This window comes from Desulforapulum autotrophicum HRM2, from assembly GCF_000020365.1.
Lineage (GTDB): Bacteria > Desulfobacterota > Desulfobacteria > Desulfobacterales > Desulfobacteraceae > Desulforapulum > Desulforapulum autotrophicum.
The window spans coordinates 453,894-476,117 of record NC_012108.1 but is presented as its reverse complement, the minus strand read 5'-3'; the positions used below and the strand labels follow the sequence as shown (position 1 = coordinate 476,117).

Annotated in this window: 21 protein-coding genes, 1 tRNA gene and 1 other RNA gene; 12 read left to right on the top strand and 11 right to left on the bottom strand. The window is 48.2% G+C overall.

The window, feature by feature from the left end; genetic code table 11:
- Positions 1 to 7: 7 nt before the first annotated feature.
- The 8 genes from HRM2_RS02005 (at position 8) to HRM2_RS01975 (ending at position 10,516) form a co-directional block, all read left to right on the top strand.
- Entirely contained in the window at positions 8 to 610 is a 603-nt protein-coding gene (locus HRM2_RS02005) for a DUF4194 domain-containing protein (RefSeq protein ID WP_012662774.1), read from the top strand.
- The gene (locus HRM2_RS02000) at positions 610 to 3,987 is read left to right on the top strand and encodes an ATP-binding protein (protein WP_012662773.1); all 3,378 of its coding nucleotides are present in this window, start codon (positions 610 to 612) and stop codon (positions 3,985 to 3,987) included. Before HRM2_RS02005 ends, HRM2_RS02000 begins: the two co-directional genes overlap by 1 nt.
- Positions 3,984 to 5,180 (top strand): DUF3322 domain-containing protein, encoded by a 1,197-nt coding sequence (locus tag HRM2_RS01995; RefSeq protein WP_012662772.1) that lies wholly within the window; start codon positions 3,984 to 3,986, stop codon positions 5,178 to 5,180. The genes HRM2_RS02000 and HRM2_RS01995 overlap by 4 nt, the downstream gene beginning before the upstream one ends.
- Positions 5,181 to 5,296: 116 nt before the next feature.
- An RNA gene (gene ffs / locus HRM2_RS25785) (signal recognition particle sRNA small type) lies at positions 5,297 to 5,393 on the top strand.
- A gap of 196 nt (positions 5,394 to 5,589) precedes the next feature.
- The gene (gene grpE / locus HRM2_RS01990; protein WP_012662771.1) at positions 5,590 to 6,192 is read left to right on the top strand and encodes a nucleotide exchange factor GrpE; all 603 of its coding nucleotides are present in this window, start codon (positions 5,590 to 5,592) and stop codon (positions 6,190 to 6,192) included.
- A gap of 17 nt (positions 6,193 to 6,209) precedes the next feature.
- Positions 6,210 to 8,123 carry a molecular chaperone DnaK gene (gene dnaK / locus HRM2_RS01985; protein ID WP_012662770.1) on the top strand — a complete coding sequence of 638 codons (1,914 nt, stop codon included), beginning with the start codon at positions 6,210 to 6,212 and terminating at the stop codon, positions 8,121 to 8,123.
- A gap of 103 nt (positions 8,124 to 8,226) precedes the next feature.
- Positions 8,227 to 9,816: a class I adenylate-forming enzyme family protein gene (locus HRM2_RS01980; protein WP_012662769.1), complete on the top strand. Its 1,590-nt coding sequence runs from the start codon at positions 8,227 to 8,229 to the stop codon at positions 9,814 to 9,816.
- Positions 9,797 to 10,516, top strand: coding sequence for a LolA family protein (locus HRM2_RS01975; RefSeq protein ID WP_049770386.1), 720 nt, complete (start codon positions 9,797 to 9,799; stop codon positions 10,514 to 10,516). Before HRM2_RS01980 ends, HRM2_RS01975 begins: the two co-directional genes overlap by 20 nt.
- A gap of 51 nt (positions 10,517 to 10,567) precedes the next feature.
- Here HRM2_RS01975 and HRM2_RS01970 read toward each other — a convergent pair whose 3' ends face one another.
- The 3 genes from HRM2_RS01970 to radA are packed head-to-tail and all read right to left on the bottom strand — an operon-like array spanning position 10,568 to position 13,317.
- Positions 10,568 to 11,311 carry a YebC/PmpR family DNA-binding transcriptional regulator gene (locus HRM2_RS01970; RefSeq protein WP_012662767.1) on the bottom strand — a complete coding sequence of 248 codons (744 nt, stop codon included), beginning with the start codon at positions 11,309 to 11,311 and terminating at the stop codon, positions 10,568 to 10,570.
- A 12-nt stretch (positions 11,312 to 11,323) separates the two neighbouring features.
- Entirely contained in the window at positions 11,324 to 11,935 is a 612-nt protein-coding gene (locus HRM2_RS01965) for an RlmE family RNA methyltransferase (protein WP_012662766.1), read from the bottom strand.
- A 20-nt stretch (positions 11,936 to 11,955) separates the two neighbouring features.
- Positions 11,956 to 13,317 carry a DNA repair protein RadA gene (gene radA / locus HRM2_RS01960; protein ID WP_012662765.1) on the bottom strand — a complete coding sequence of 454 codons (1,362 nt, stop codon included), beginning with the start codon at positions 13,315 to 13,317 and terminating at the stop codon, positions 11,956 to 11,958.
- Positions 13,318 to 13,508: 191 nt separating this feature from the next.
- Here radA and HRM2_RS01955 point away from each other — a divergent pair, with 191 nt between their 5' ends.
- From HRM2_RS01955 to HRM2_RS01945, 3 genes are all read left to right on the top strand, one after another.
- The gene (locus tag HRM2_RS01955) at positions 13,509 to 14,402 is read left to right on the top strand and encodes a lytic murein transglycosylase (RefSeq protein ID WP_012662764.1); all 894 of its coding nucleotides are present in this window, start codon (positions 13,509 to 13,511) and stop codon (positions 14,400 to 14,402) included.
- Between the two features lie 10 nt (positions 14,403 to 14,412).
- On the top strand, positions 14,413 to 14,625 hold the full coding sequence (locus HRM2_RS01950) for a PLDc N-terminal domain-containing protein (RefSeq protein WP_012662763.1): 213 nt from the start codon (positions 14,413 to 14,415) through the stop codon (positions 14,623 to 14,625).
- A gap of 48 nt (positions 14,626 to 14,673) precedes the next feature.
- A tRNA-Glu gene (locus HRM2_RS01945) sits at positions 14,674 to 14,748 on the top strand.
- A 560-nt stretch (positions 14,749 to 15,308) separates the two neighbouring features.
- Here HRM2_RS01945 and HRM2_RS01940 read toward each other — a convergent pair.
- The gene (locus HRM2_RS01940; protein WP_012662762.1) at positions 15,309 to 15,680 is read right to left on the bottom strand and encodes a pyridoxamine 5'-phosphate oxidase family protein; all 372 of its coding nucleotides are present in this window, start codon (positions 15,678 to 15,680) and stop codon (positions 15,309 to 15,311) included.
- A gap of 140 nt (positions 15,681 to 15,820) precedes the next feature.
- On the opposite strand from HRM2_RS01940, the gene HRM2_RS01935 reads away from it, so the two are divergent.
- Positions 15,821 to 16,309 (top strand): RrF2 family transcriptional regulator, encoded by a 489-nt coding sequence (locus HRM2_RS01935; RefSeq protein WP_012662761.1) that lies wholly within the window; start codon positions 15,821 to 15,823, stop codon positions 16,307 to 16,309.
- A gap of 424 nt (positions 16,310 to 16,733) precedes the next feature.
- Here HRM2_RS01935 and HRM2_RS01930 read toward each other — a convergent pair whose 3' ends face one another.
- From HRM2_RS01930 to HRM2_RS01905, 7 genes are all read right to left on the bottom strand, one after another.
- The gene (locus HRM2_RS01930) at positions 16,734 to 17,273 is read right to left on the bottom strand and encodes a GNAT family N-acetyltransferase (protein WP_012662760.1); all 540 of its coding nucleotides are present in this window, start codon (positions 17,271 to 17,273) and stop codon (positions 16,734 to 16,736) included.
- A 155-nt stretch (positions 17,274 to 17,428) separates the two neighbouring features.
- Positions 17,429 to 17,677 carry a GlsB/YeaQ/YmgE family stress response membrane protein gene (locus HRM2_RS01925; RefSeq protein WP_012662759.1) on the bottom strand — a complete coding sequence of 83 codons (249 nt, stop codon included), beginning with the start codon at positions 17,675 to 17,677 and terminating at the stop codon, positions 17,429 to 17,431.
- 238 nt (positions 17,678 to 17,915) lie between these two features.
- On the bottom strand, positions 17,916 to 18,398 hold the full coding sequence (locus HRM2_RS27495; RefSeq protein WP_232364271.1) for a DUF4113 domain-containing protein: 483 nt from the start codon (positions 18,396 to 18,398) through the stop codon (positions 17,916 to 17,918).
- Positions 18,399 to 18,684: 286 nt separating this feature from the next.
- Positions 18,685 to 19,110 (bottom strand): Y-family DNA polymerase, encoded by a 426-nt coding sequence (locus HRM2_RS27490; RefSeq protein ID WP_232364270.1) that lies wholly within the window; start codon positions 19,108 to 19,110, stop codon positions 18,685 to 18,687.
- Positions 19,111 to 19,186: 76 nt separating this feature from the next.
- A complete protein-coding gene (locus HRM2_RS01915) occupies positions 19,187 to 19,606 on the bottom strand; it encodes a LexA family protein (protein ID WP_012662755.1) in 420 nt (139 codons plus the stop codon).
- A 547-nt stretch (positions 19,607 to 20,153) separates the two neighbouring features.
- Positions 20,154 to 21,254 carry an HNH endonuclease gene (locus tag HRM2_RS27300; RefSeq protein WP_202944680.1) on the bottom strand — a complete coding sequence of 367 codons (1,101 nt, stop codon included), beginning with the start codon at positions 21,252 to 21,254 and terminating at the stop codon, positions 20,154 to 20,156.
- A 152-nt stretch (positions 21,255 to 21,406) separates the two neighbouring features.
- The gene (locus tag HRM2_RS01905) at positions 21,407 to 22,165 is read right to left on the bottom strand and encodes a hypothetical protein (RefSeq protein ID WP_012662753.1); all 759 of its coding nucleotides are present in this window, start codon (positions 22,163 to 22,165) and stop codon (positions 21,407 to 21,409) included.
- Positions 22,166 to 22,224: the final 59 nt, after the last annotated feature.

Genomic DNA, 22,224 nt, shown 5'->3' with positions numbered 1-22,224 from the left:
GGATTTAATGGACATCCTTCTGGAAAGCATGTCAAAACCGGTGATCGCATTGATGAAAGGGGTGGTCTTCCGGGAAAATGATGAACGGTTGTGGCAGCAGCTTGAAGACGGCCAGTCCGCACTCAGGGATTACGTTCAGGTCCTGGGCCTGGAACTGATTGTTGATGCATCAGAAGGCTATGCCTGGCTGAAAACCCGAGAGCCCCTGGAGGGCGAAGAGCCCCTTCCCCGGCTGGTGGGCCGCAGAAAATTATCCTATCCCGTGAGCCTTATCATTGCCCTTTTGCGCAAAAAACTGGCGGAGAATGATTCATCCGGGGAAGAGACCCGGCTCATCCTGTCCGTGGAAGAAATTACAGATATGGTCAAGGTGTTTTTCCCTGCCGGCGGCAACGAGGCCCGCCTCGTGGACAGGATCAACAGCCACCTGAACAAAATTGCCGACCTGGGGTTCATCCGCCGCCTCAAAGGTCGAAACGACAAGATTGAAGTAATCCGCATCCTCAAGGCCTTTGTGGATGCCCAATGGCTCCATGACTTTGATGAACGGCTCAACCAATACCGTGAAACCATTGGGGCAGGTTCTAACGACCAGGGACATGAAAACTGATGGAACAGGAACTGCTCGACTTTTCAACGGACGACGCCCTGGCTGGATTCCGCCTCCAGACCCTGGAGGTTTACAACTGGGGCACCTTCCATAAAAAGGTGTGGCGCCTGGAGCTCAACAGCCGGAACGGCCTGCTCACAGGAGACATTGGTTCAGGCAAATCTACCCTGGTGGATGCAGTGACAACCCTGCTGGTCCCAGCCCACCGGGTAGCCTATAACAAAGCTGCCGGGGCCGATACCCGGGAACGCAGTCTGCGCTCCTATGTCCAGGGATCCTACAAGTCCGAAAGAAGCGACATCGGCCATGCGGCAAAACCAGTTGTTCTAAGGGAAAACAACAGTTTCTCCGTGATCCTGGGGGTGTTCAAGAACCAGGGCTTTGTCCAGGAGGTAACCCTGGCCCAGGTGTTCTGGATCAAGGACAATCAGGGGCAACCAGAGCGATTTTACCTGGTCGCAGACAAACCCTTGTCCATCACCAGTCATTTCAGTGACTTTGGACCGGATATCGGACGGCTGAAAAAACGGCTTAAAAAGCTGTCCAGTGTGGAGATCTTTGACACCTTTCCCAAGTATGGCGCAGCATTCAGGCGGCGGTTCGGCATTGAAAACGAACAGGCCATGGACCTGTTTCACCAGACCGTATCCATGAAATCCGTGGGAAACCTCACGGATTTTGTTCGGGAGCATATGCTCGAATCATTTGATGTGGCCCCCCGCATTGAGTCCCTGATCCATCATTTTGACGATCTGAACCGTGCCCATGATGCCGTACTCAAGGCAAAAGCCCAGATCCAGCGCCTGACGCCCCTGGTTAAAGACTGCGGGCAGCAGCGTGTTCTCCTGGATGAAAAAACCGGCCTTCGGGAATGCCGGGAGGCCCTGACCCCCTTTTTCGCATTCCACAAACGTGCCCTGCTCAAAAAAAGGATAAAAAACCTGCTCCAGGAACAGGAACGCCTGGACCACAAAATCGAGACCCTGACGATAAAACACCAGGAAGAAACCGGCGAACGGGATCGATTAAAGCAGGACATTGCAGACAACGGCGGTGACCGCCTGGAGCGTATCCGCTCGGACATGGAACGCCTGGGCCGGGAAAAGGAAAAACGCCGGCACCAGGCTGACCGGTATGCCCGCCTGATACAAAATCTCCCCCTTAAACCGGCGGCCACCCCGGATGATTTTTACGATAACGCCCAGCAGATCCAGGACCAGCAGCAGGCCCTGGGCCAAAAAGAGGCTGACCTGCAAAACCAGCGCACGGATACCGAGGTCGAATTCAGGGCACTCACATCACGCCACCGGGAGGTGACCCTGGAACTTGAATCCCTGTCAAATCGGAAGAGCAATATCCACGTTCGCCAGATTCAAATCCGGAAAGACCTGTGCACCCACCTTAAAATTGCTGAAAAAGAGCTGCCCTTTGCCGGGGAGTTGATCCAGGTACGGGAAGATCAAAGGTCATGGGAAGGTGCAGCCGAACGCCTGCTTCACAATTTCGGACTCTCCCTGCTCGTCCCCAGGAACCATTACAAGGCTGTGACGGCCTGGGTCGATGTCACCCAACTGAAAGGACGGCTGGTGTATTACCTGGTGCACCCGGAGGTTCAAAACAAGGGGGTTGCCCTTCATCCGGCTTCCCTTGCTGTAAAATTGTCGATCAAACCCGATTCCATCTTTTATTCATGGCTGGAACATGAGCTGGCCAGCCGCTTTGACTATGCCTGCTGCACCGATATCCATCAGTTCCACCGGGAACCCATGGCCGTTACCCAGGCAGGCCAGATCAAATCAGGCGGCAAACGCCATGAAAAGGACGACAGAAAAGACATCAAAGACAGGTCCAACTATATTCTGGGCTGGACCAACACGGCCAAGATCCAGACCCTGAAGTTGCGATGCCAGGAAATGGAACAAACCATGCAAACCCTGGCCGCCCGGATGTCAGACCTGGACACCCAAAAAAAACAGGTCCAGGAACAACGAAACGACCTGATCCGTATCGGCGAATACAGAACATTCAATGATCTTGACTGGCAATCAGTCACCCTGGAACTCTCCCACCTGGACCAGGAAAAACGAGAACTGGAGGCGGCTTCCAACCTCCTCAAAACCCTGGGCCTTCAACTTGAGACCCTCCAGGGAACAATCAATGCCACGGAACAGAGCCTTGTGCAGACCCGGGATTTTCGGTCGAAAAACGAGGAAAAACAGCACCAGGCAAACCTGGACGTCCAGACCTGCGAGACAGACATGCAGCCTGCCCGGGACATGGCAACAGATCAGAGATCGACTGTGTTCAAGCGCCTGGAAGAGATGCGCCGCAATCTGCTTGAGAAACACACCCTGACCATTGAATCCTGCGCCGGCCGGGAAAAACAACTGAGGCAGATCATCCAGGGCAAGCTCGACAACCTGGACAGCCGGATTAAAACCATAGAAAGTCGTATCATAAAGGCCATGCACAGCTTCCGCAACGATTTTCCCCTGGAAACCCGGGAGGTGGATGACACCCTGGCCTCGGGTCTGGAATATCAGGAAATGCTTACCCGGCTTGAAACCGACAACCTGCCCAGGTTTGAACATCGCTTCAAGGAACTGCTCAATGAGAACACCATCCGGGAAGTGGCAAACTTCCAGTCCCAGCTGATGCGGGAAAGAGAAACCATCCGGGAACGCATTGAACGGATCAACCTTTCCCTGTCAGAGATTGAATACAACCCCGGCCGCTATATTGTTCTTGAGGACCAGTTCAACCCGGATGTCGATATCCGGGACTTCCAGCAGCAACTCAGGGCCTGCACCGAAGACGCCCTGACAGGGTCGACCGAAGATCACTATTCCGAGGGCAAGTTTCTCCAGGTACGGTTGTTGATTGAACGATTCCGGGGCAGGCAGGGCACAAGCGATATCGATAAACGATGGCGCCAGAAGGTCACCGACGTCCGGAACTGGTTCGTGTTTGCCGCATCTGAACGCTGGCAGGAAGATCACACTGAATATGAGCATTATACGGATTCAGGCGGGAAATCCGGCGGGCAGAAAGAAAAACTGGCCTACACGGTTCTGGCCGCAAGCCTTGCCTATCAGTTCGGCCTGGAATGGGGAGCGGTCCGTTCCAGGACCTTCCGGTTTGTGGCCATTGATGAGGCCTTTGGCAGGGGATCGGATGAATCCACCCGGTACAGCCTTGAATTATTCAAACGACTCAACCTCCAGCTGCTCATTGTCACCCCCCTTCAGAAAATCCATATCATCGAGCCCTATGTGTCTGCAGTGGGGCTGGTATACAGCCGGGACGGTCGCGTCTCCCACCTCAGAAACATGGGTGTCGAAGCGTACCGAAACAGCCGGGAGAAAAAAACACCATGACTGCCTGGACCCGGGACATTGACATCCGCAAGCGACTTGAAAAAAAATGGAACAACGGCCAACTGCTGGCACAGTGCGTCAGCCCCGGCCCGTTTAACCCCCTGCGCATCCCCCTGAAACACCCCACCGCCAAAGAACTTACCCATGAATTTGATGCGGCCCGCACCTGGATCGGGCATCTCATGGCCCATGCCGGAAAACAGAGTTTCAAAAAATTTACCATTGAATGGCAGGAGTCCAACCACCGAACCCTGGGCAGGAACCAGATACCCAGGGCGGTTATCTTCCACACCCTTGACCAGATCCTTCACTATCTTGGAAAAACCGTGGCAGCAGAGCGCTATCAATCCCTTTTCAGGGAAATCACTGCCCTGCACCCTGAACTTGCCGAACTTTTAATCGAAAGGCCCCTGGACGTATTGGCCCACGACACTGTATGGCCGTCACTTCTGGCCATTGTGTCGTTCATCCGACAGACCCCCTGCCCCGGGATCTATCTTCGCCAGCTGGAAATCCCGGGCGTGGACACCAAGTTCATTGAGACCCACAAGGCTTGGCTGACACGACTTTTAATCCAGGTGCTTCCCGGGTCAGCCGTCAATGAACAGGCCAGGGGAGCTTCAGCCTTTGAGCGCCGTTTCGGTTTTCTGTCCAAACCGGCCCGAATCCGGTTCCGCACCCTTGACCCGGATTTTACCATCATGGGTTTATCTGACATGGAGATTCCGGAACATGACTTCTGTCATTTGCCAATAATGCCTGACACCATATTTATAGTAGAAAATGATATCAATGGGCTTGCCTTTCCCCGTTTTCCAAGGGCATTGGTGATATTCGGACTGGGATACGGCCTGTCCGCACTCTCCAATGCCCATTGGATGCAGGACAAACCCATCTGGTACTGGGGAGATATGGACACCCACGGGTTTGCCATGCTCGACCAGATCCGGCACTATTTTCCCCAGACCCGTTCGTTTCTCATGGATTATGCCACACTGCTGTCCCACCGAGCCCTCTGGGGCCGGGAGACATCCCCGGCCACCCGGGATCTGCCCCTGCTGACCCCGGACGAAGCCAGGGTGTATGACACCTTAAGGCACAATCTCCATGCCCCAATGGTGCGACTGGAACAGGAACAGATCTCTTTTTCCCAGGTGCGCAGTGTGGTAAAGGCCATTCAGACGAACGGCTGATCATCCCTGCCCGACTTTTTTTAGAGCCCCTAATTTTTTCCCTTGAATCCCGTTCCCGATTGAGGTATAAAATGAAGTTCCCGGCTGTACTGTGGAGAGTGTCATTGTGGCACTCTGACCGGTCGCTGCGTAACAGAAGGTCATGAACCTCGTCAGATCCGGAAGGAAGCAGCGATAAGTGATATCATCTGTGTCGCGGATCGATCCCGGTCATGGAGTGTCCGATACCTCCACGGTCAGCCGGGTTTCTTTTTATCCCCTGCCCCATTTCCCTCCTCCTTGCGTTTTACCGGTTATTTATATCTTGACATGGGACCAAACGGTCTTACTTTTCCTCTGAATTTGATCATGGCTTTGTTCAATTTATTAAACACTTAGGCAGAAAAACATATTTTACCGGGAGATTGCATTGGCTGACAAAGACGAACCTGTAAAAAAAACAGACTCTGATGAATCGAAAAAAGAAGCACCCAAGGCAGAAAAAAAAGGTGCCAGGGAAAATCCGGACACCAACTCCTGCAAACAGGAAAAATCTGAGATCGAAGAGTGCCAGGACCAACTTACCGCTGAGAAAGACAAAGTTTTAAGACTTTCGGCAGAATTTGAAAATTACAAAAAGCGGTCATCCAAGGAGTTGAGTGAATTTAGAAAATTCGCCAACGAAACCTTGTTAAAGCAGTTCCTCTCCGTGGTTGATAATATGGAACGGGCCATCGACGCTGCCAAAAAAAACGGGAACGACGGCAAAGCCCTTCTCGAGGGCATAGAGTTGACCTACAAGGAAATGCAAAGAATTCTGACAGCCTTTAATGTTGTACCTGTTGAGGCCCAGGGTAAAGACTTTGATCCGGTCTTCCACCAGGCAGTGACCCAGCAGGAATCAGTCGATCATCCCGAAAACACCGTGGTTGCCGAGCTTCAAAAGGGCTACCTGTTCCATGACAGACTCATCAGGCCGTCCATGGTTGTGGTTTCAAAAGCAATGACAGAAAACGAAACAGAAAAAAAATAGATATCGGAGGAAAAAAAATGGGTAAAATTATCGGAATCGACCTTGGAACTACCAACTCATGCGTTGCAGTCATGGAAGCAGGCGAACCAAAGGTCATCACAAACTCTGAGGGAAACAGAACAACCCCTTCAGTTGTGGCTTTAACAGAAGGCGGAGACAGGCTTGTGGGGCAGACAGCAAAACGTCAGGCCATCACCAACCCGGAAAACACCGTATTCGGTGTAAAGCGCCTCATCGGAAGAAAATTTGATTCCCCACAGATTCAGGGAGACAAGAAAGTCCTGCCCTACAAAATCGAAGCTTCTGCCAACGGGGACACACGGATCAACCTCAGGGGGAAACAACACAGCCCGGCAGAAATCTCTTCATTTATTTTGGCCAACATCAAGAAGACTGCCGAGGATTACCTTGGCGAAGAGGTCACAGAGGCTGTCATCACGGTTCCGGCCTACTTTAACGACAGCCAGCGCCAGGCAACCAAGGATGCTGGAAAAATTGCAGGCCTGACGGTTAAACGAATCATCAACGAGCCCACGGCCGCATCACTTGCCTATGGTCTTGACAAGAAAGGCGAAGAAAAAATCGTTGTATTCGACCTTGGCGGCGGCACCTTTGACGTATCAGTGCTTGAAATCGGGGACGGCGTATTTGAAGTAAAATCAACCAACGGCGATACCCATCTTGGCGGCGAAGACTTTGACCTTAGAATCATCGATTATATCGCAGACGAGTTTAAAAAGAGCCAGGGCATCGACATTCGTGGAGACAAGATGGCCCTCCAACGGCTTAAAGAAGCTGCTGAAAAGGCAAAAATGGAACTTTCCTCAGCCGTTGAGACCGACATCAACCTGCCGTTCATCACGGCCGATGCAAGCGGACCCAAGCATCTGGATGTAAAGCTCACCCGGGCAAAACTTGAATCCCTTGTGGCGGATCTCCTTGACAATCTTGTGGCCCCCTGCAAAACAGCCCTTAAAGATGCAGGCCTCACCTCCAGCGACATCAACGAGGTGGTACTTGTGGGTGGCATGACCCGAATGCCGGCTGTTCAGGAGCGGGTGGAAAAGATATTCAGCAAAAAACCCCACAAGGGCGTTAACCCGGACGAGGTGGTTGCCATGGGTGCCGCCATCCAGGCAGGTGTTCTCCAGGGCGATGTCCACGATGTCCTTCTTCTCGACGTTACCCCCCTGAGCCTTGGTATTGAAACCCTTGGCGGTGTCATGACCAAACTCATTGACAAGAACACCACCATCCCGACCAAGAAGAGCCAGGTCTTTTCAACGGCGGCAGACAGCCAGCCGGCCGTATCCATCCATGTTCTCCAGGGAGAACGGGAGATGGCTGCAGGTAATAAAACCCTTGGCCAGTTTGAACTCACCGACCTTCCGCCCGCACCCAGGGGTGTACCCCAGATTGAGGTCACCTTTGACATTGACGCCAACGGCATTGTTCACGTTGCTGCCAAGGACAAGGCAACGGGCAAGGAACAGTCCATCCGCATCACTGCGGCAAGCGGACTGTCCGAGGAAGAGATCAAGAAAATGGTCAACGATGCCGAACTCCATGCCGACGAGGACAAAAAGAAACACGAGCTTGTTGACGCAAAGAACACGGCTGAGTCCCTGATTCACCAGACAGAAAAGACTCTGAAAGAGCATGGCGACAAGGTTGATGCTGCAACCAAAACAGCCATTGAAGCCGCCTGTGAAGAGTTGAAAAAGGTCAAGGAAGGTACAGATGCGGCGATCATCAAGGAAAAGAGCGAAGCCCTGACCCAGGCATCCCACAAGCTTGCCGAAGCCATGTACCAGCAGGCAGCCCAGGAGAGCGGGCAGACCGAAGGTGCAGCCCAGGACCCCAAGGGTGCAGCCCAGGACGACGATGTGGTTGACGCAGATTTTGAAGAGGTCAAAGACCACAAGAAATAAATAACAAACCCCCTTGAAATAAAATCCCACTGTGCTTTATACTGCCCAGTGGGATTTTTATTAGCGCAACCTTCATGGAATCTGGACGACAGGGACGACAGGAATGATAATAACAGAAATTTTAGCAAGAAACAGCCGGATGTACCCCAAAGACATCGCCCTTGTGGAACGGGTGCCGGACAAGGAGCTACGCAGGGAGATCACCTGGAACGCGTTTTACCAGGCCTCCAACCGCATGGCCAACGCCCTTGCCCAAAGGGGAATCAAAAAGGGGGACCGGGTCGTCCAGCTGATGACCAACAGCATTGAATGGCTGCCCATCTACTTTGGCATCCTCAGCACCGGGGCATGGGCCGTCCCCCTGAACTTCAGATTTGAATCCGACAAGATCCGGTTGTGCACCGAGGTTGCCGAGGCCAAAGTGTTTGTCTTTGGCGAGGAGTTCATCCAACGCATCGAACAGGTCAAGGTCTTTCTTGACACCACCGTGCACCTCTGGATCTTCACAGGTCCCCGGGAATTATGCCCGGACTGGGCCATCCAATATGAAACATTCATCCATGCCCAGGACGATCAAACTCCGCCAAGTGTTGCAATCTCCATTGAAGACGATGCAGCCCTCTACTTCACCTCCGGCACCACCGGCACCCCAAAGGCCGTACTTCTTTCCCATCGCAACCTTGAGCACGCCTGCTATGTTGAGAACCGCCACCACGGCCAGACCCACGAAGACACCTTTTTATGCATCCCTCCCCTGTACCACACGGGTGCCAAAATGCACTGGATGGGAAGCTTTGTGGTGGGCGGCCGCTGCGTCATTCTCAAGGGCGTCAAGCCCAGATGGATCCTTGAAGCCGTGTCTGAAGAAATGGCCACCATTGTATGGCTCCTGGTTCCCTGGGCCCATGACATCCTCATTGCCATTGAAAGCGGCAAGGTGGATCTGTCCCATTACAACCTGGACCAGTGGCGGCTCATGCACATCGGTGCCCAGCCCGTGCCCCCAAGCCTGATCAACGAGTGGAAGCAGTACTTTCCCAACCACGACTACGACACCAACTACGGACTCACCGAAACCACGGGACCCGGCTGCGTTCACCTGGGCATTCAAAATAAACACCAGGTCGGTGCCATCGGTGTTCCAGGGTTTGACTGGGAATGCGCCATTGTGGATGCTGCCGGCAACAAGCTTCCAGGCGGCGAAAGCGGCGAGCTCATCGTCAGGGGACCGGGTGTAATGAAAGAATACTACAAAAATCCCGAGGCCACGGCCAAAACCATTATCAACGGCTGGCTCCACACCGGCGACATTGCCCGCTACGACCGTTCGGGTTTTATCTGGCTGGTGGACAGGAAAAAAGATGTCATCATCTGCGGCGGTGAAAACATCTTCCCCGTTGAGATCGAGCACTTTTACATGCAGCATAAAAAGATCCAGGATATTGCCGTGATCGGCATTCCGGACGAACGGCTAGGCGAGGTCCCTGCCGGCATCTTTGCCGTAAAGCCAGGGGCTGAACTGACCAAGAAAGAAATTGTGGAGTTTGGTGAAGCCCTTGCCCGTTACAAACGGCTGAGGAAAATCATCTTTGGGGATGTCCCCCGAAACGCCACCGGCAAGATTGAAAAACCCAAGCTCAGACGCCTCTACGGCAAGGATACGAGGAAAGACATTGCAAAACTCATCAAATAACAACCGTCAAAGGCCGGGGACAAATTCCCCCTGCCCCTGGAAGCGTTTTTGCCTGGCCATGGTTCTTTCCGTGGTGCTTTTTTCCTTTGCAAACGCCCAGGCCGATACCCAGACCCCTGACCTTGAAACCGTCCTCACGGGCATCGAACACCGGTATTCAGGCCAGGATTTCACGGCCAATTTTTACCAGACATCCCGCCTTGCCGCCATCGAAATCACGGAAACAGCAAATGGACAGGCATTTTTCAGCCACCCGGGCCGGATGCGGTGGGAATACCAGGAGCCGGAACGTCAGGAAATTATAACCAACGGTAAAACCCTGTGGATATACCGAACCGAGGAAAACCAGGTGGTCAAGGGGGATGCGGCAGCATTTTTTAAGACAGGGGGCGGCGGCGCTTTTCTGTCGGACATCACCCTTATCAGGATCGACTACACCATCACCCTTGGCAAGTTTGACACCGATTTTGTGACCCTTGTCCTGGTTCCCAAACGCCAGAACCCTGAAATCACAACCATTGACATCAGGGTATCACGAACCACCTTTGACGTTGACCGGGTGGAGACCACAAACACCTATGGAGACACCACAATCCTTGAATTCAAGGAAATAACCTTTCACAAACTGGAAAAAGCCCTGTTTGAATTTACGGTCCCAGAGGGAACCGATCTTTTATTCATGAACCCCAATGAGGGCTAAACCACGGTTGATCGACCCTTCAACCGTGGTATAATTCAGGAGGGTTGACGCCTACATGGCGTCATAAACTTCGTCGGGAATATCTGCGTTGGAGTAAAACTTCTGGATATCGTCACAGTCATCCAGGGCGTCCATGAATCTGACCATCTGCTCGGCCTCTTTTCCCTCAAGGCGTGTCTGGGTCTGGGGAATCATGGTCACCTCGGCCATTTCGATCTTGATGCCGGCCGCTTCAACCGCTCCTTTAACGGCATCAAAATCAGCCGGATCTGTGATGATCTCAAAGCAGTCGCCCTCATCCGTCACATCCTCGGCACCAGCCTCAAGCCCGACCTCCATGAGGGTATCCTCGTCCGACTCTTCCTTTGAAATGGTGATAAGGCCCTTTTTATCAAACATCCAGGCAACACACCCGTCGGTGCCAATGTTACCACCGGCCTTGCTGAAGATATAGCGCACATCGGCAATGGTCCGGTTCTTGTTGTCGGTCAGACACTCCACAAGAATAGCAACCCCGCCAGGCCCATACCCCTCGTATAGGATCTCCTCGTAATCAACCCCCTCAAGGTCTCCCGTACCTTTTTTAATGGCCCGCTCAAGGTTATCCTTGGGCATGTTCTGGGCCTTGGCTGCGGCAACGGCACCCCTCAACCGGGGATTACTGTCAATATCCCCTCCCCCCATCCTTGCGGCAACAGTGATCTCTTTGATCAGTTTGGTGAATATTTTACCCCGCTTTGCATCTGCGGCGCCTTTTTTATGTTTAATGGTCGACCATTTACTATGTCCTGACATTGTACCTCCTCGTTATTTTTTACCTAATCCGATGATATATATCTCTTTGCTCGATTTTCTGCAACTGTCGGGCTTGAAAATCTTGTGACTGGTAAACCTTGATTTCACCTGATTTTCAAACTGTTTAAACTCTGCTCCCTGGAAGATCTTGCATACGAAATTGCCACCGTCGGCCAAAAGCCCACACGCTACCCTGAGGGCTGCCTCACAAAGGGCAAAAGACCGTGCCGCATCAATATCCTTTCTGCCGGTGGTGGCAGGCGCCATATCACTGATAACGGCGTCATAGTCCTGTCCCACGGCCTCGCCAAGGGTTGATTCCATCTCAAAGATATCCCCGGTATGGGCAATGGCATTGGGGGGAAGCGCAGCATCCACAGGCTTCAGATCAATGCCCACGGCCCTTCCGGAAGGTCCTGTAAGTTCTGCCGCATGGATCAGCCATGACCCTGGAGCACACCCGAGATCAAGGACACTGGCACCTTTTTTAATCACCTGGAACCGCTTCTGAATCTCCATGAGTTTATAAACCGACCGGGCGGGATAATTCTCGTCCCTGGCCTTTTGGGTATAATGGTCAGCCCATTGATTTTTCTTTGGTTTTGTCCGGCCTCTGTTTTTCATCTATTCCTTTGTCTGGTCGTTTAGAAAACTAACGCCATGATCTGTTTCAGGGAACTCACGCCGTCAATCCGGGTCCCTGCTATCTCTGGTATCTGTTTGAGGGAGTTTGCCGGCACAAGGCAACGGGTAAACCCCATTTTTACCGCCTCTTTAATCCGCTGCTCCACATGGCTCACCGCCCGGATTTCGCCTGTCAGCCCCACCTCCCCAAGCACGGTAGTGCCTTCGGGAACAGGCCTGTCCAGGAAACTTGAAGCAAGGGCAATGGCAACACCCAGGTCAGCAGCAGGCTCAGTCACCTTTACCCCACCTGCCACGTTCATGAAGATATCAAGCCCGGAAAGGTTCATTCCCAGTCGTTTTTCCATGACAGCGGCAATCAGGGCCACACGGTTGGGATCCAGCCCAAGCACGGTCCGCCGGGGCGTACCAAAACTGGAGCTTGAGGCAAGCCCCTGGATTTCAACAAGGATCGGCCTTGTACCCTCCATGCTTGCAGTGACCACGGACCCGGGGGTATTGACCGGCCGTTCCGAAAGAAACACAGCCGAAGGATTTGGCACCTCTTCAAGGCCCTGGCCCTTCATCTCGAAAACACCGATCTCGTTGGTGGATCCAAACCGATTTTTCACGGCCCTCAAAATCCTGAACACATGGCTTCGATCCCCCTCAAAATAGAGAACCGTATCCACCATGTGCTCCATGATTCTTGGCCCTGCAATGGCGCCGCCCTTGGTCACATGGCCCACAAGGAAAAGGGGGATACCGGTTTTTTTAGCCATGGTCATCAGGCGCATGGACGCTTCCCGTATCTGGGTGACACTGCCAGGGGTGGACGCAATTTCCGGACTGTACACCGTCTGAATGGAATCCACCACCATTGCGGCGGGCATTTCATGCTCGGCCATGGCCAGAATATCGTCAAGGTCTGTTTCCGCAGCAACAAGCATGGAAATAGTCTCGGAGGCAAGCCGTTTTCCCCTCATCTTGAGCTGGCGTATGGACTCTTCACCTGACACATAGAGAGTCTTTTTCCCGGCATTTGACAGCATGGCAAGAACCTGGAGCATGAGGGTTGATTTCCCGATACCTGGATCACCGCCAATGAGCACCAGAGTTCCAGGAACGATGCCACCCCCGAGCACCCGGTCAAACTCACCAATGCCCGTCTGGATGCGGGGCTCCTCCTCAAACTCAATGGCGGCCATGGGCACGGGTCTTGTATAGTTGGAAGAAAGCTTTCCCCCAGCCCCTTTCACCGGACGCTGCCGTTCAGGTGTAAGGGTGTCCCACCCGCCGCAATCGGGACATTTACCAATCCACTGGGGGCTCTGAAACCCGCAGTTCTGGCACCTGAATATCGATTTTTCTTTTTTAGTCACAGCCGGTTTGATCCTGTTCAGTATCCTGTTTATCCTGCCTGCATTGACATTAAAATTTCGATCCGTTTATAACACGTTGTTTTTACAGTATCAAGCTCAGGATAGGGTCGCCATTTTTTTTTAATGCAATCCAGGGAAAAATAGGCTATAAAAAACGCACAGACAACTTCGACCCAAGGAGAATACATTTTATGAAAACCCTTATTCACAAAGCCCATGATTTCTTTTTCCCTGTGCTGATACTCCTTCTCCTGCTCATGTTTTCAGCCCTGCCCAATGTGGTGCAGGCCCAGGAGAATCTGCCCAAACAAGAATTTAAAAATTTAATACAACGCCTTATAAACGACGGATTCTCCCAGGAGGACATCCACAAGATTTTTGACAATCCCAAGGTTACCTTTGACCCAAAAGGGGTTTCTCTGTTTTTCATCCATTCAGAATCAAGCCTGGACTATGACCAGTTTCTGTCATCAGATTCCATCAGCAACGCCCGGGCCTATATGGAAAAACACAGGGAGGATCTTGAGAAGGCCCAGGAAGAGTATGGGGTGGACAAAACCATCATCACCGCCATCATTCTTGTGGAAACCCGGCTTGGCACCTATGTGGGCAACCGGCCCATCCTAAACACCCTGTCCACCATGGCCGCCATTGCTGGAAAAACCGAAAGAGAAAGCCTGTGGAACGCCATTTCGGATTCAAGACGCCTGACAAAGATCAAATTTGAACAAAAGGCAAACAAAAAATCCGAGTGGGCATATAAGGAACTCAAGGCCCTGCTGAAATTCTCAACCCAGGAGTCCATCGACCCGTCAACCATAACGGGTTCCTATGCCGGTGCCATGGGCATCAGTCAGTTCATGCCAAGCAATGCCCTGACCCTTGCCAAGGACGGCAACAAGGATGGTCACGTCAACCTATTCACCCATGCCGATGCCATCCACAGCATTGCAAATTATTTAAACCATTATGGATGGGAACCTTCTGTCACCCGGCAGCAGGCCCACAAAATCCTCTACAAATACAACCACAGCAACTACTATGTGGATACACTCTTAAAAATATCCGACAAGTTAAAAGGATAACAAATACCCCATGGATACATTTGCAATTGTTGCCGGGATCGCTGCCATTTTCTGGGCATTGACCATACTTGCCGTCGTCGATGTCCTTTTAAAGGATTTCGGATCAACCAAAACCAAGGCCATCTGGGGGTTTACAGCCCTTCTCCCCTTTGTGGGATGGCTCATCTACCTTTTATTCGGATTCCGCAAGGGTGTCAAAAAAAATGACACCGACCCCAAATAATGATTGACAAAACCGCATCATTATTATAGATAGTACTCGTTTTTATGTGGTCCCATCGTCTAGCGGTTAGGACGCTGGCCTCTCACGCCGGAAACTCGGGTTCGATTCCCGGTGGGATCACCAATAGAAATCAATAAGTTACACACCATATATAAAAGCTCTCCGAGAGGCAGAAGGCCCTTTGGAGGGCCTTTTTATTTTGAGCCCCTATCAATCCAACCCATAGATTGTAAAAAACATTGTTCCCATATCTCATATTTTGTTTAATCGGAAGATTTTATTGGCTGGGTCCTGTGGGGATGTTCGTGCTCTGTTACGATCCAAATTTTCCCCTGAGCAAATGAAGATGAATTCTGCCTGGTAGGTTATAGCTTACTATGGATATCCTTGAAAAATTACAGTCTATTAAAAATTCAGGATAATTAGTCACAACTGCAATCAATCCTTCATTTTTTTTATTATCAGGTTGATTGTCTGTTTGATCGATGGAATTCCCATCAACCGAAAGATGCGGTACTTGGTTACAGTTTGAAAACCCCCAGACTTTTAATAATAGTCTGGGGGTTTAAATCCAGCATTTTGGGAGTGGACGTATGGACATAGTCCACAGGCCTTTTTCTAATCTTAGGGAATGCGGAATTTAATATAGGATACTTTCCTTTAGATTATTCAGCAAACCCTAACTACCAAGTTTGTTCAGCAGAATCGATGGAAACTGCCAAAGTAGCGCGTATCCAATCGAATTTTGCTTTTAATAGATCATAGTCCGGACCTGAGGTTATAAAGGACGCTGTCCCTTTGATTAAAAATCCAGCGCCAGGTCCATGATTGCCCGTCACTCTTCTACTGTTTAAGGTGATCAATACCTTGTCATTGTAGGCAACATTGGCCTCTGTTCTGTTCATATATCCGGCTGGAATCAACAAGCGCCCATCCGCTGAGATTTTGATGTAATTGTTCCATGTATTAACGAGGTGTGGACCATCTTCACCCAAAGTCGCGATTGCCGCCACTCCGGTATTTTTCAAAATTTCTTTCAGTTTTTCGGGTATCATCGTGACTATCTCCTTTAAAAGTATATTATAGACATTATATATCTATAATTGATAGATTAAAACGTGTATAAAAAAAGTCAAGACAAAATCTGAACAATGCGGTAATAATTTGGCCGAATAACTACAAAAGGAAATAATTCATGCAATTTAGTATAGGTGTAGAAAATGCGTTTCATTCACTATTTTATATGGTGGATTTCCCCGAACATAAAACCATTGGAATTAAGCAGATAGCAGAATTAAACAAAATCAAAGTAACCTATCTTTCAAAAGTTTTTACAAAATTACGTAAGGCGGGGATTGTCCGATCTACCCCAGGTGTGAAGGGCGGATACGAATTGGCAAAACAGGCTGAAAATATTTCTTTTTGGGATATTATTGAGGCCATTGAAGGGCCTACCTATTTTTTCCAATGCGCGGAGATTCGGAAAAAAAATATTTTTGTGGATGATCCGTCTGTGTTTACGGCTGAATGTCCATGTTTAATAAAAGTTGTGATTCAGGAGGCTGAAGAATTGTTTCGGGACAGGTTAAGAAACAGGTCTCTCCGTTGGCTGTATGATCAAGTGAACAAAGATTTTCCACAGGAGAAAAAAAAGGCTATCAGTGAATGGGCTAAAAGCATATGATCCTCCTAATGGTGAGGATACTACAGTATTTGCTAACAAATTAAATTTTTCCATGGTGTTCAATACTGGCTATAATCATGGCTGTTCAGGATTCAAAAATTCCCCAAGACGTTCCCTGTTAGTCCACACTTTATTTAAAATAATTTAAACCACAACATAGAAATTTTTTCAAATTCCTAAACTTAACAGCAACTTGCATGATTGACATCAATTTAAATCCAGATTCCCGGTGATGTATTCTTTTGGTATCCATAACAATTTTGGTGGCTGAATACTCCATTCGGATAATTAATCTTGAGCCAGGTCATCCGGCCCAATTAACGTTTTTATATTAAAACCTGAAGGTAGGGAAATATCTGAATGAAATTTGACAGGAAATCGAAAAATGTAATCTTTACAAGCAAAACTTAAAACTATTGTACGATTATACTGTGATTTCAACCCTATAAAAACCACTTTCCATAGAATATCTCACTTTATAGCCAAGGTTTACTAAAAGTTTTTGTATAGCAGTGTTCTGAGGGTCCATCATACCAATAAAATTTGTAATCCCATGATCAATTGCGATACTGACTACTTTTGACAGCATTTTTTTTCCAAGTCCTACTTGCTGCCAGTCATCACGGACTGCAACAGCAAGTTCTGTACCATCTTCATCAGGATCATATCCGTAACGTCCAATAGATACAATTGCATCTTTTTTATTTTTTTTCAAAACAGCAACTAAGGCAAAATTTGAATGATAATCTATGTTTATTAGTCGATTGATAATGCTTTCAGGAAGAGAATTAAGGTGCCTTAGAAAACGAAGATAAACTGATTGAGGGGACATTCTGTTGAATAAATCAACAAGAAGATGACGATCTAATTCCATTATCGGCCTTAGAAAGATTTCTTGTCCATTTTTAAGTTTGAGCATTGATTCATATTGTTTGAGATTGAGATTTGATGAATTAAGCTGCATGCTTTTTTCCAAATTAAGTTACTGATTATTCACTATTATTCGAAGGACCGCAGATGAAATAAGTTGATCCTAAATAGCACCGAATTTTGGTTCATCTACAAGGCGCATTAAAGGTTCAATAGCGATCTGGTGATCCTTTAAACAGCAACAGGTTGTTACTTTTTCAAAATGCGATACAGGATTAATAAGAGTACAGCACCACCGATAGCCAGTAAGAGACTCCCTACATTAAACCCTGTAACTGGCCCAAATCCCAAAAAAGACCCTATGAATCCACCGACAAAAGAACCCGCTATTCCTATCAAGAGAGTAACGATAATTCCTCCGGGGTCTTTACCCGGCATGATGAATTTTGCGAGCATCCCTACGATTAAGCCCATTACGATCCAAGATAGAATCCCCATTGTTGATCTCCTTATTTTTAATTCAAATTTAAGTTTTTGGTATAGAATGATTCAAAGATCTGGATACCACTCACGATATGCGTTGCACAAGCCGAGTGTCAATACAATTGTTATTAGATTTGTTTTTTAGAACCACTTCAGGCCAGGAACCAGGCAGTGGGTTCGCCACCACGAATACCAATAGACTCTTCAGTCATATCTCCGCCAAATCAGAAGCGGTAGAAATCTGATCATGGGCCTAATGAACGTTCAAAAGCTGATTCCATTCGGTTGTGTAGGCTGGGGATCGGTGGTTGCAGGACCCTTTCCAAGACTGATGGCCGGAAAGCCCAATTGCGGCATACCGGACAGCGTGGCTGCCCATGCGGGCATTTATTTTGTCCATGGCCAGCATCAAGTCGTCTGACCTAGACCGGTCTGTGGTGTCAAACAGATCCAGTTGCACCTGGCCGTCCCGGATCTGGCTGGAAAAGACAATACCCGCCTTTGTATAATATTTTCCGGATTGGAATATTTGTTTTAACAGCCCCTTTCCCTGCTTGATAAGCTCTGGTGTGCTGTTGGATGCTGTGGGCAGAACCGCTGTTTTGGAATTGTAGTAATAGGACTGGGGGGAGAACCGGTTGGTCATCACATAAACGGTGAGTGCTTCGGTAAAGCTGCCCTGGAGCCTCAGCTTTTCCGCACCCGGGGAAATGTAGAGTGATACGGCCTGGAACAGTTCCTCAAAGGTGGTTGCCGGTGTTTTAAACGATCGGGAAACGGCGACAGATTTTCGCCTTGCAGGACAGTCCTCCAGGGGGTAGCAGGATTCTCCTGCAAGCTCCCGCTACATGCGGATACCGTTGATGCCCATTTTCCTCTGATCAGGGATGGAGCGGCTGACTTGAAATCCAGGGCAGTGCGAATGCCCCGGTATTTAAAAAAGGGGGGCAATCTTCTGCCAATGCCCCAGACATCACCAATGGGGGTCATTTCCAAGGCAAGATCCCTGTAGTTTGTCGGGGTCAAATCCAGCACACCATCGGCTTTGGCTGATTTTTTGGCAATTCGGTTGGCAATTTTTGCAAGGGTTTTGGTGGGTGCAATGCCAATGGATACAGGAATGCCGGTATTTTTTTCACGGTATTGCGCATTTTTTGGGCATAATCCACCAGGTCTGTGAATACAAAATTCGTAAGATCCAGAAAGGCTTCATCAATGGAATAAATTTCCATGGCCGGGGTAAATGGAGCCAGGGTCTGCATCACCCGGTTGGACATATCCCCGTAAAGCGGATAATTGGATGAAAAGACACGCACGCCATTGCCTTTAACAATGGATTTGATCTGGAAAAAATGGGCGCCCATGGCAATGCCCAGGGCTTTGGCCTCATTGGAACGTGCCACGTCACAGCCGTCATTGTTGGAAAGCACAATCACAGGTTTGCCCAGAAGCTGGGGATTAAAGACCCGTTCACACGAGACATAAAAATTATTGCAGTCGACCAGGGCAAAAAACCGGCATATCTCATACCTTATGAATCACATTGGTGACAACACCCCATATCTCCATGGATTTTTCCTGGGTGATGCTGATGGGATGGTAGTCTTCATTTTCAGGTTCAAGCGAGATAAGGGCGTTTCTGTACCTCAGGCGTTTTACCGTTAACTCACCGTCTATGACAGCGATGACAATTTTTTTGTCAGTGGCTTCGAGGGATCGGTCGACAATGAGGATATCACCCGGGTGGATCCCGGCATTGATCATGGAGTCTCCACTGACCCGGACAAAAAAAGTAGCTGCCGGATGTTTAATCAGGTGGCGGTTCAGGTCCAGGCTGCCTTCCATGTAATCCTCAGCCGGTGATGGAAAGCCCGCTTCCACGGAAGAGATGCAGATGGGGCAGCTGATTGCGGTTGAATTATCCGGTATGAGTATCGTGTTCATTAAAATCCTGTTTGCCTGATATGAAAAATAGATGCCATGGGGATAGATTATAATTTGACAAGGGACAATGCAAGATTTTAAGGTTAAATTTGAATGCTGCCCTTTCTGGAGATAGGAGGTGAGGGCTCGAACTTGAGTCATTGCCAATGGTATGAGATCTTGAAAAAGCATGCTTAGATTTGTTATCCATATCAATTTTGGTGGCTGAATACTCCACCTTTGGATAATAAGTCATAACTATATACAGGTGCCGAATTGATATCGGAATTTAAACGTTTAATGAAGACAAGAAAATCCTCGCATACCAGATGTTGTGGTTTGAAGAATTTCTTCAAAAGCGACACATACACGTTACAATGCTCAGCATGAAATGGATATGGCAAGCCCCGCATCGATAGATACATTGTTCTTCCCGATGTGTCTTGTCAACGGGGAGCTGAGGGGCCAGGCTTTTAAACCCCAAAAGCTCAGATAAAAGTTAAATTTTCATGAACCAGACACTTCCGAAAACGCCGCGCAGTAAACCTGGTCTCTCTCCAGCGTTATGTCATTTTTGTATCATTTTCTTTAATGAATATAAGTCATTAGGGTTTTCACTTTTATGAAGCATAGCATGGCAATTCGGGCACACAGGAATTAAGTCTGTTTGAGGATTGATGCTATATTCCTTACCGATTTTGCTAAGCGGAATTAGATGATGTACATGGATATAATTTCTTCCTAATTCACCATAAGTTTTTTCAAAATCAAAACCACATACCTTGCAGTTGTACCCATGGTATTCTATGCATGCTTTTCTGGCGTTATGGTCACGCTCATATTTGTTTATTGTGACCGTTTGTTTTGCACCTTCAAAAAATAGCATTTCTTCATTTTCTGAAATTTCCTCGGCAAATTGAAACGGCCTTTTGTCTGGCAATAGACTGTCAAGCACCTGGAAAACTTCACTGGAAAGAGGATTTCTAAAGGTTGCACCTTGTGAACAAAAATGTCGTTTAAAATTGCTCCAATTAGCAGGCTTCTCTAACTGAGGAAGTCGCCGCCCGCAAAGGTCCTCGTTTATGTCAATAGGATTGATGAGGCAAGTTATGTCTTCAAGTTGAAATCTGAAATGATTTTTGCTGCCGATATGTTCATTTTTGTAATGGCTTAAAATCCTGTAAATTCCACAAAATTCAAATTTTTCATATACATTCTGAATTACATATACCAAATCGTCATCATTGACTTTAGACCATTTACTTTCCTGCGAAACACCATATCCGCCTTTATAGTCAAAACTTTCTGGATTTTGTGGGCCATGATAAGCAAAAAACCTACTTACCTTATGCCCATAAAGCTTCTTCGTGTATTTATCAATTAACATTTGTCCAGATTCATTTGATTCCCCATATCTTTTAGAACGAATTTCATAGTGTTTATCTAAGGCTCTTAGTACATTACCAAGATCTTCTCTTCTATTATTTGTATAAAGTTCTTGTAAGAGAAATTTTATTAAACTTAGCTGGACTCTACGTGAGGGAGACTCCCCTTTTAATAATTTGCCAAAGCACCGAATAGTATCTTTTGCAGAATTTTCATTCATCCCCATTTTTATAAGAGGATCAATATCCTTCTCTTTTGAGTGATAAATTTCAAAAGCTTTCACGAACATTTCTTCAGTATTCTTTCGCATTTTTTTATTTGTTTTGTTTGATTCGCATCATGGTTTTAAGACATAACGGCTGGCATAAAGCGCGGCGGCTTTTGGCCGTCGCCCTTAATCTATAGCCCTTAATGCCGTTGTTATCGACTAATAAACTAATCGTTTTTCTCTAAAATAATTAAATAGTTTTCAACTATCTTTGAAGCAATTTTTCTGACAGTTGCCAACTCAGAGGTCTCTGCTTGTCGCAACTCCCCGACATTGTTTCCTCGGTGTCTACCTTGCACCAGTGGTTTTTTATTTGCGACTAAACCAAAATCACTCCATTCCTTTTTTGTTACACCCAACATTGATCTGGCATTTTTTTCTCCCCCAAACTTTTTCGATGCTGCATCACGAATCTCATATAGATGAACTAATTCATTAGTTGGGTCAGAAACTGAAGCGCCATAGCTTTTTAACATTTGATTTAACGTATGATCTTTGGCTCTGAATTTTGCAGATGTTTCCGAGAACCATTTTTTCTTGTCAATTCTTTCCTTTTTAGTATCGGATACTACATTACCATCTGCATCACGGACAACTATGTCTCCTGATACTGATGCTACACAAACAATATCATGAGCCTGAAGATATATATTTTTTGAACCATCTTTCTTTAAATCATACCTTGAGGGTTCGCTTAAACTATACTTTTGGTGAGTCATTACTTGGACAGCCAAGAACCGGGATACTAAATCTTGGTTTAGTGCACTAATTATTTCCTCTATATTATCTATATATTGGGGAGGTATGCTTGCTGATGCGGCACCAGGGACTATATCAATCTTGTAATTCCCAAAATCAATTGTAATATCATCTTCAAAATAATCCTTAGGCTCAAAGGTCCATTCGACAACAATTTTTTCAATCATGTATAAATCCTAATCGCTAATCAAGATAATGAGCGGGTCTGGATATCATGCTTGTTATC

Excerpts from the sequence above, each read along its gene's own strand:
- HRM2_RS02005 (WP_012662774.1), top strand. The coding sequence starts at position 8 with ATGGACATCCTTCTGGAAAGCATGTCAAAACCGGTGATCGCATTGATG.
- HRM2_RS02000 (WP_012662773.1), top strand. The coding sequence starts at position 610 with ATGGAACAGGAACTGCTCGACTTTTCAACGGACGACGCCCTGGCTGGA.
- HRM2_RS01995 (WP_012662772.1), top strand. The coding sequence starts at position 3,984 with ATGACTGCCTGGACCCGGGACATTGACATCCGCAAGCGACTTGAAAAA.
- dnaK (WP_012662770.1), top strand. The coding sequence starts at position 6,210 with ATGGGTAAAATTATCGGAATCGACCTTGGAACTACCAACTCATGCGTT.
- HRM2_RS01980 (WP_012662769.1), top strand. The coding sequence starts at position 8,227 with ATGATAATAACAGAAATTTTAGCAAGAAACAGCCGGATGTACCCCAAA.
- HRM2_RS01970 (WP_012662767.1), bottom strand. The coding sequence starts at position 11,311 with ATGTCAGGACATAGTAAATGGTCGACCATTAAACATAAAAAAGGCGCC.
- HRM2_RS01965 (WP_012662766.1), bottom strand. The coding sequence starts at position 11,935 with ATGAAAAACAGAGGCCGGACAAAACCAAAGAAAAATCAATGGGCTGAC.
- HRM2_RS01955 (WP_012662764.1), top strand. The coding sequence starts at position 13,509 with ATGAAAACCCTTATTCACAAAGCCCATGATTTCTTTTTCCCTGTGCTG.
- HRM2_RS01950 (WP_012662763.1), top strand. The coding sequence starts at position 14,413 with ATGGATACATTTGCAATTGTTGCCGGGATCGCTGCCATTTTCTGGGCA.
- HRM2_RS01940 (WP_012662762.1), bottom strand. The coding sequence starts at position 15,680 with ATGATACCCGAAAAACTGAAAGAAATTTTGAAAAATACCGGAGTGGCG.
- HRM2_RS01935 (WP_012662761.1), top strand. The coding sequence starts at position 15,821 with ATGCAATTTAGTATAGGTGTAGAAAATGCGTTTCATTCACTATTTTAT.
- HRM2_RS01930 (WP_012662760.1), bottom strand. The coding sequence starts at position 17,273 with ATGCAGCTTAATTCATCAAATCTCAATCTCAAACAATATGAATCAATG.
- HRM2_RS01925 (WP_012662759.1), bottom strand. The coding sequence starts at position 17,677 with ATGGGGATTCTATCTTGGATCGTAATGGGCTTAATCGTAGGGATGCTC.
- HRM2_RS01915 (WP_012662755.1), bottom strand. The coding sequence starts at position 19,606 with ATGAACACGATACTCATACCGGATAATTCAACCGCAATCAGCTGCCCC.
- HRM2_RS01905 (WP_012662753.1), bottom strand. The coding sequence starts at position 22,165 with ATGATTGAAAAAATTGTTGTCGAATGGACCTTTGAGCCTAAGGATTAT.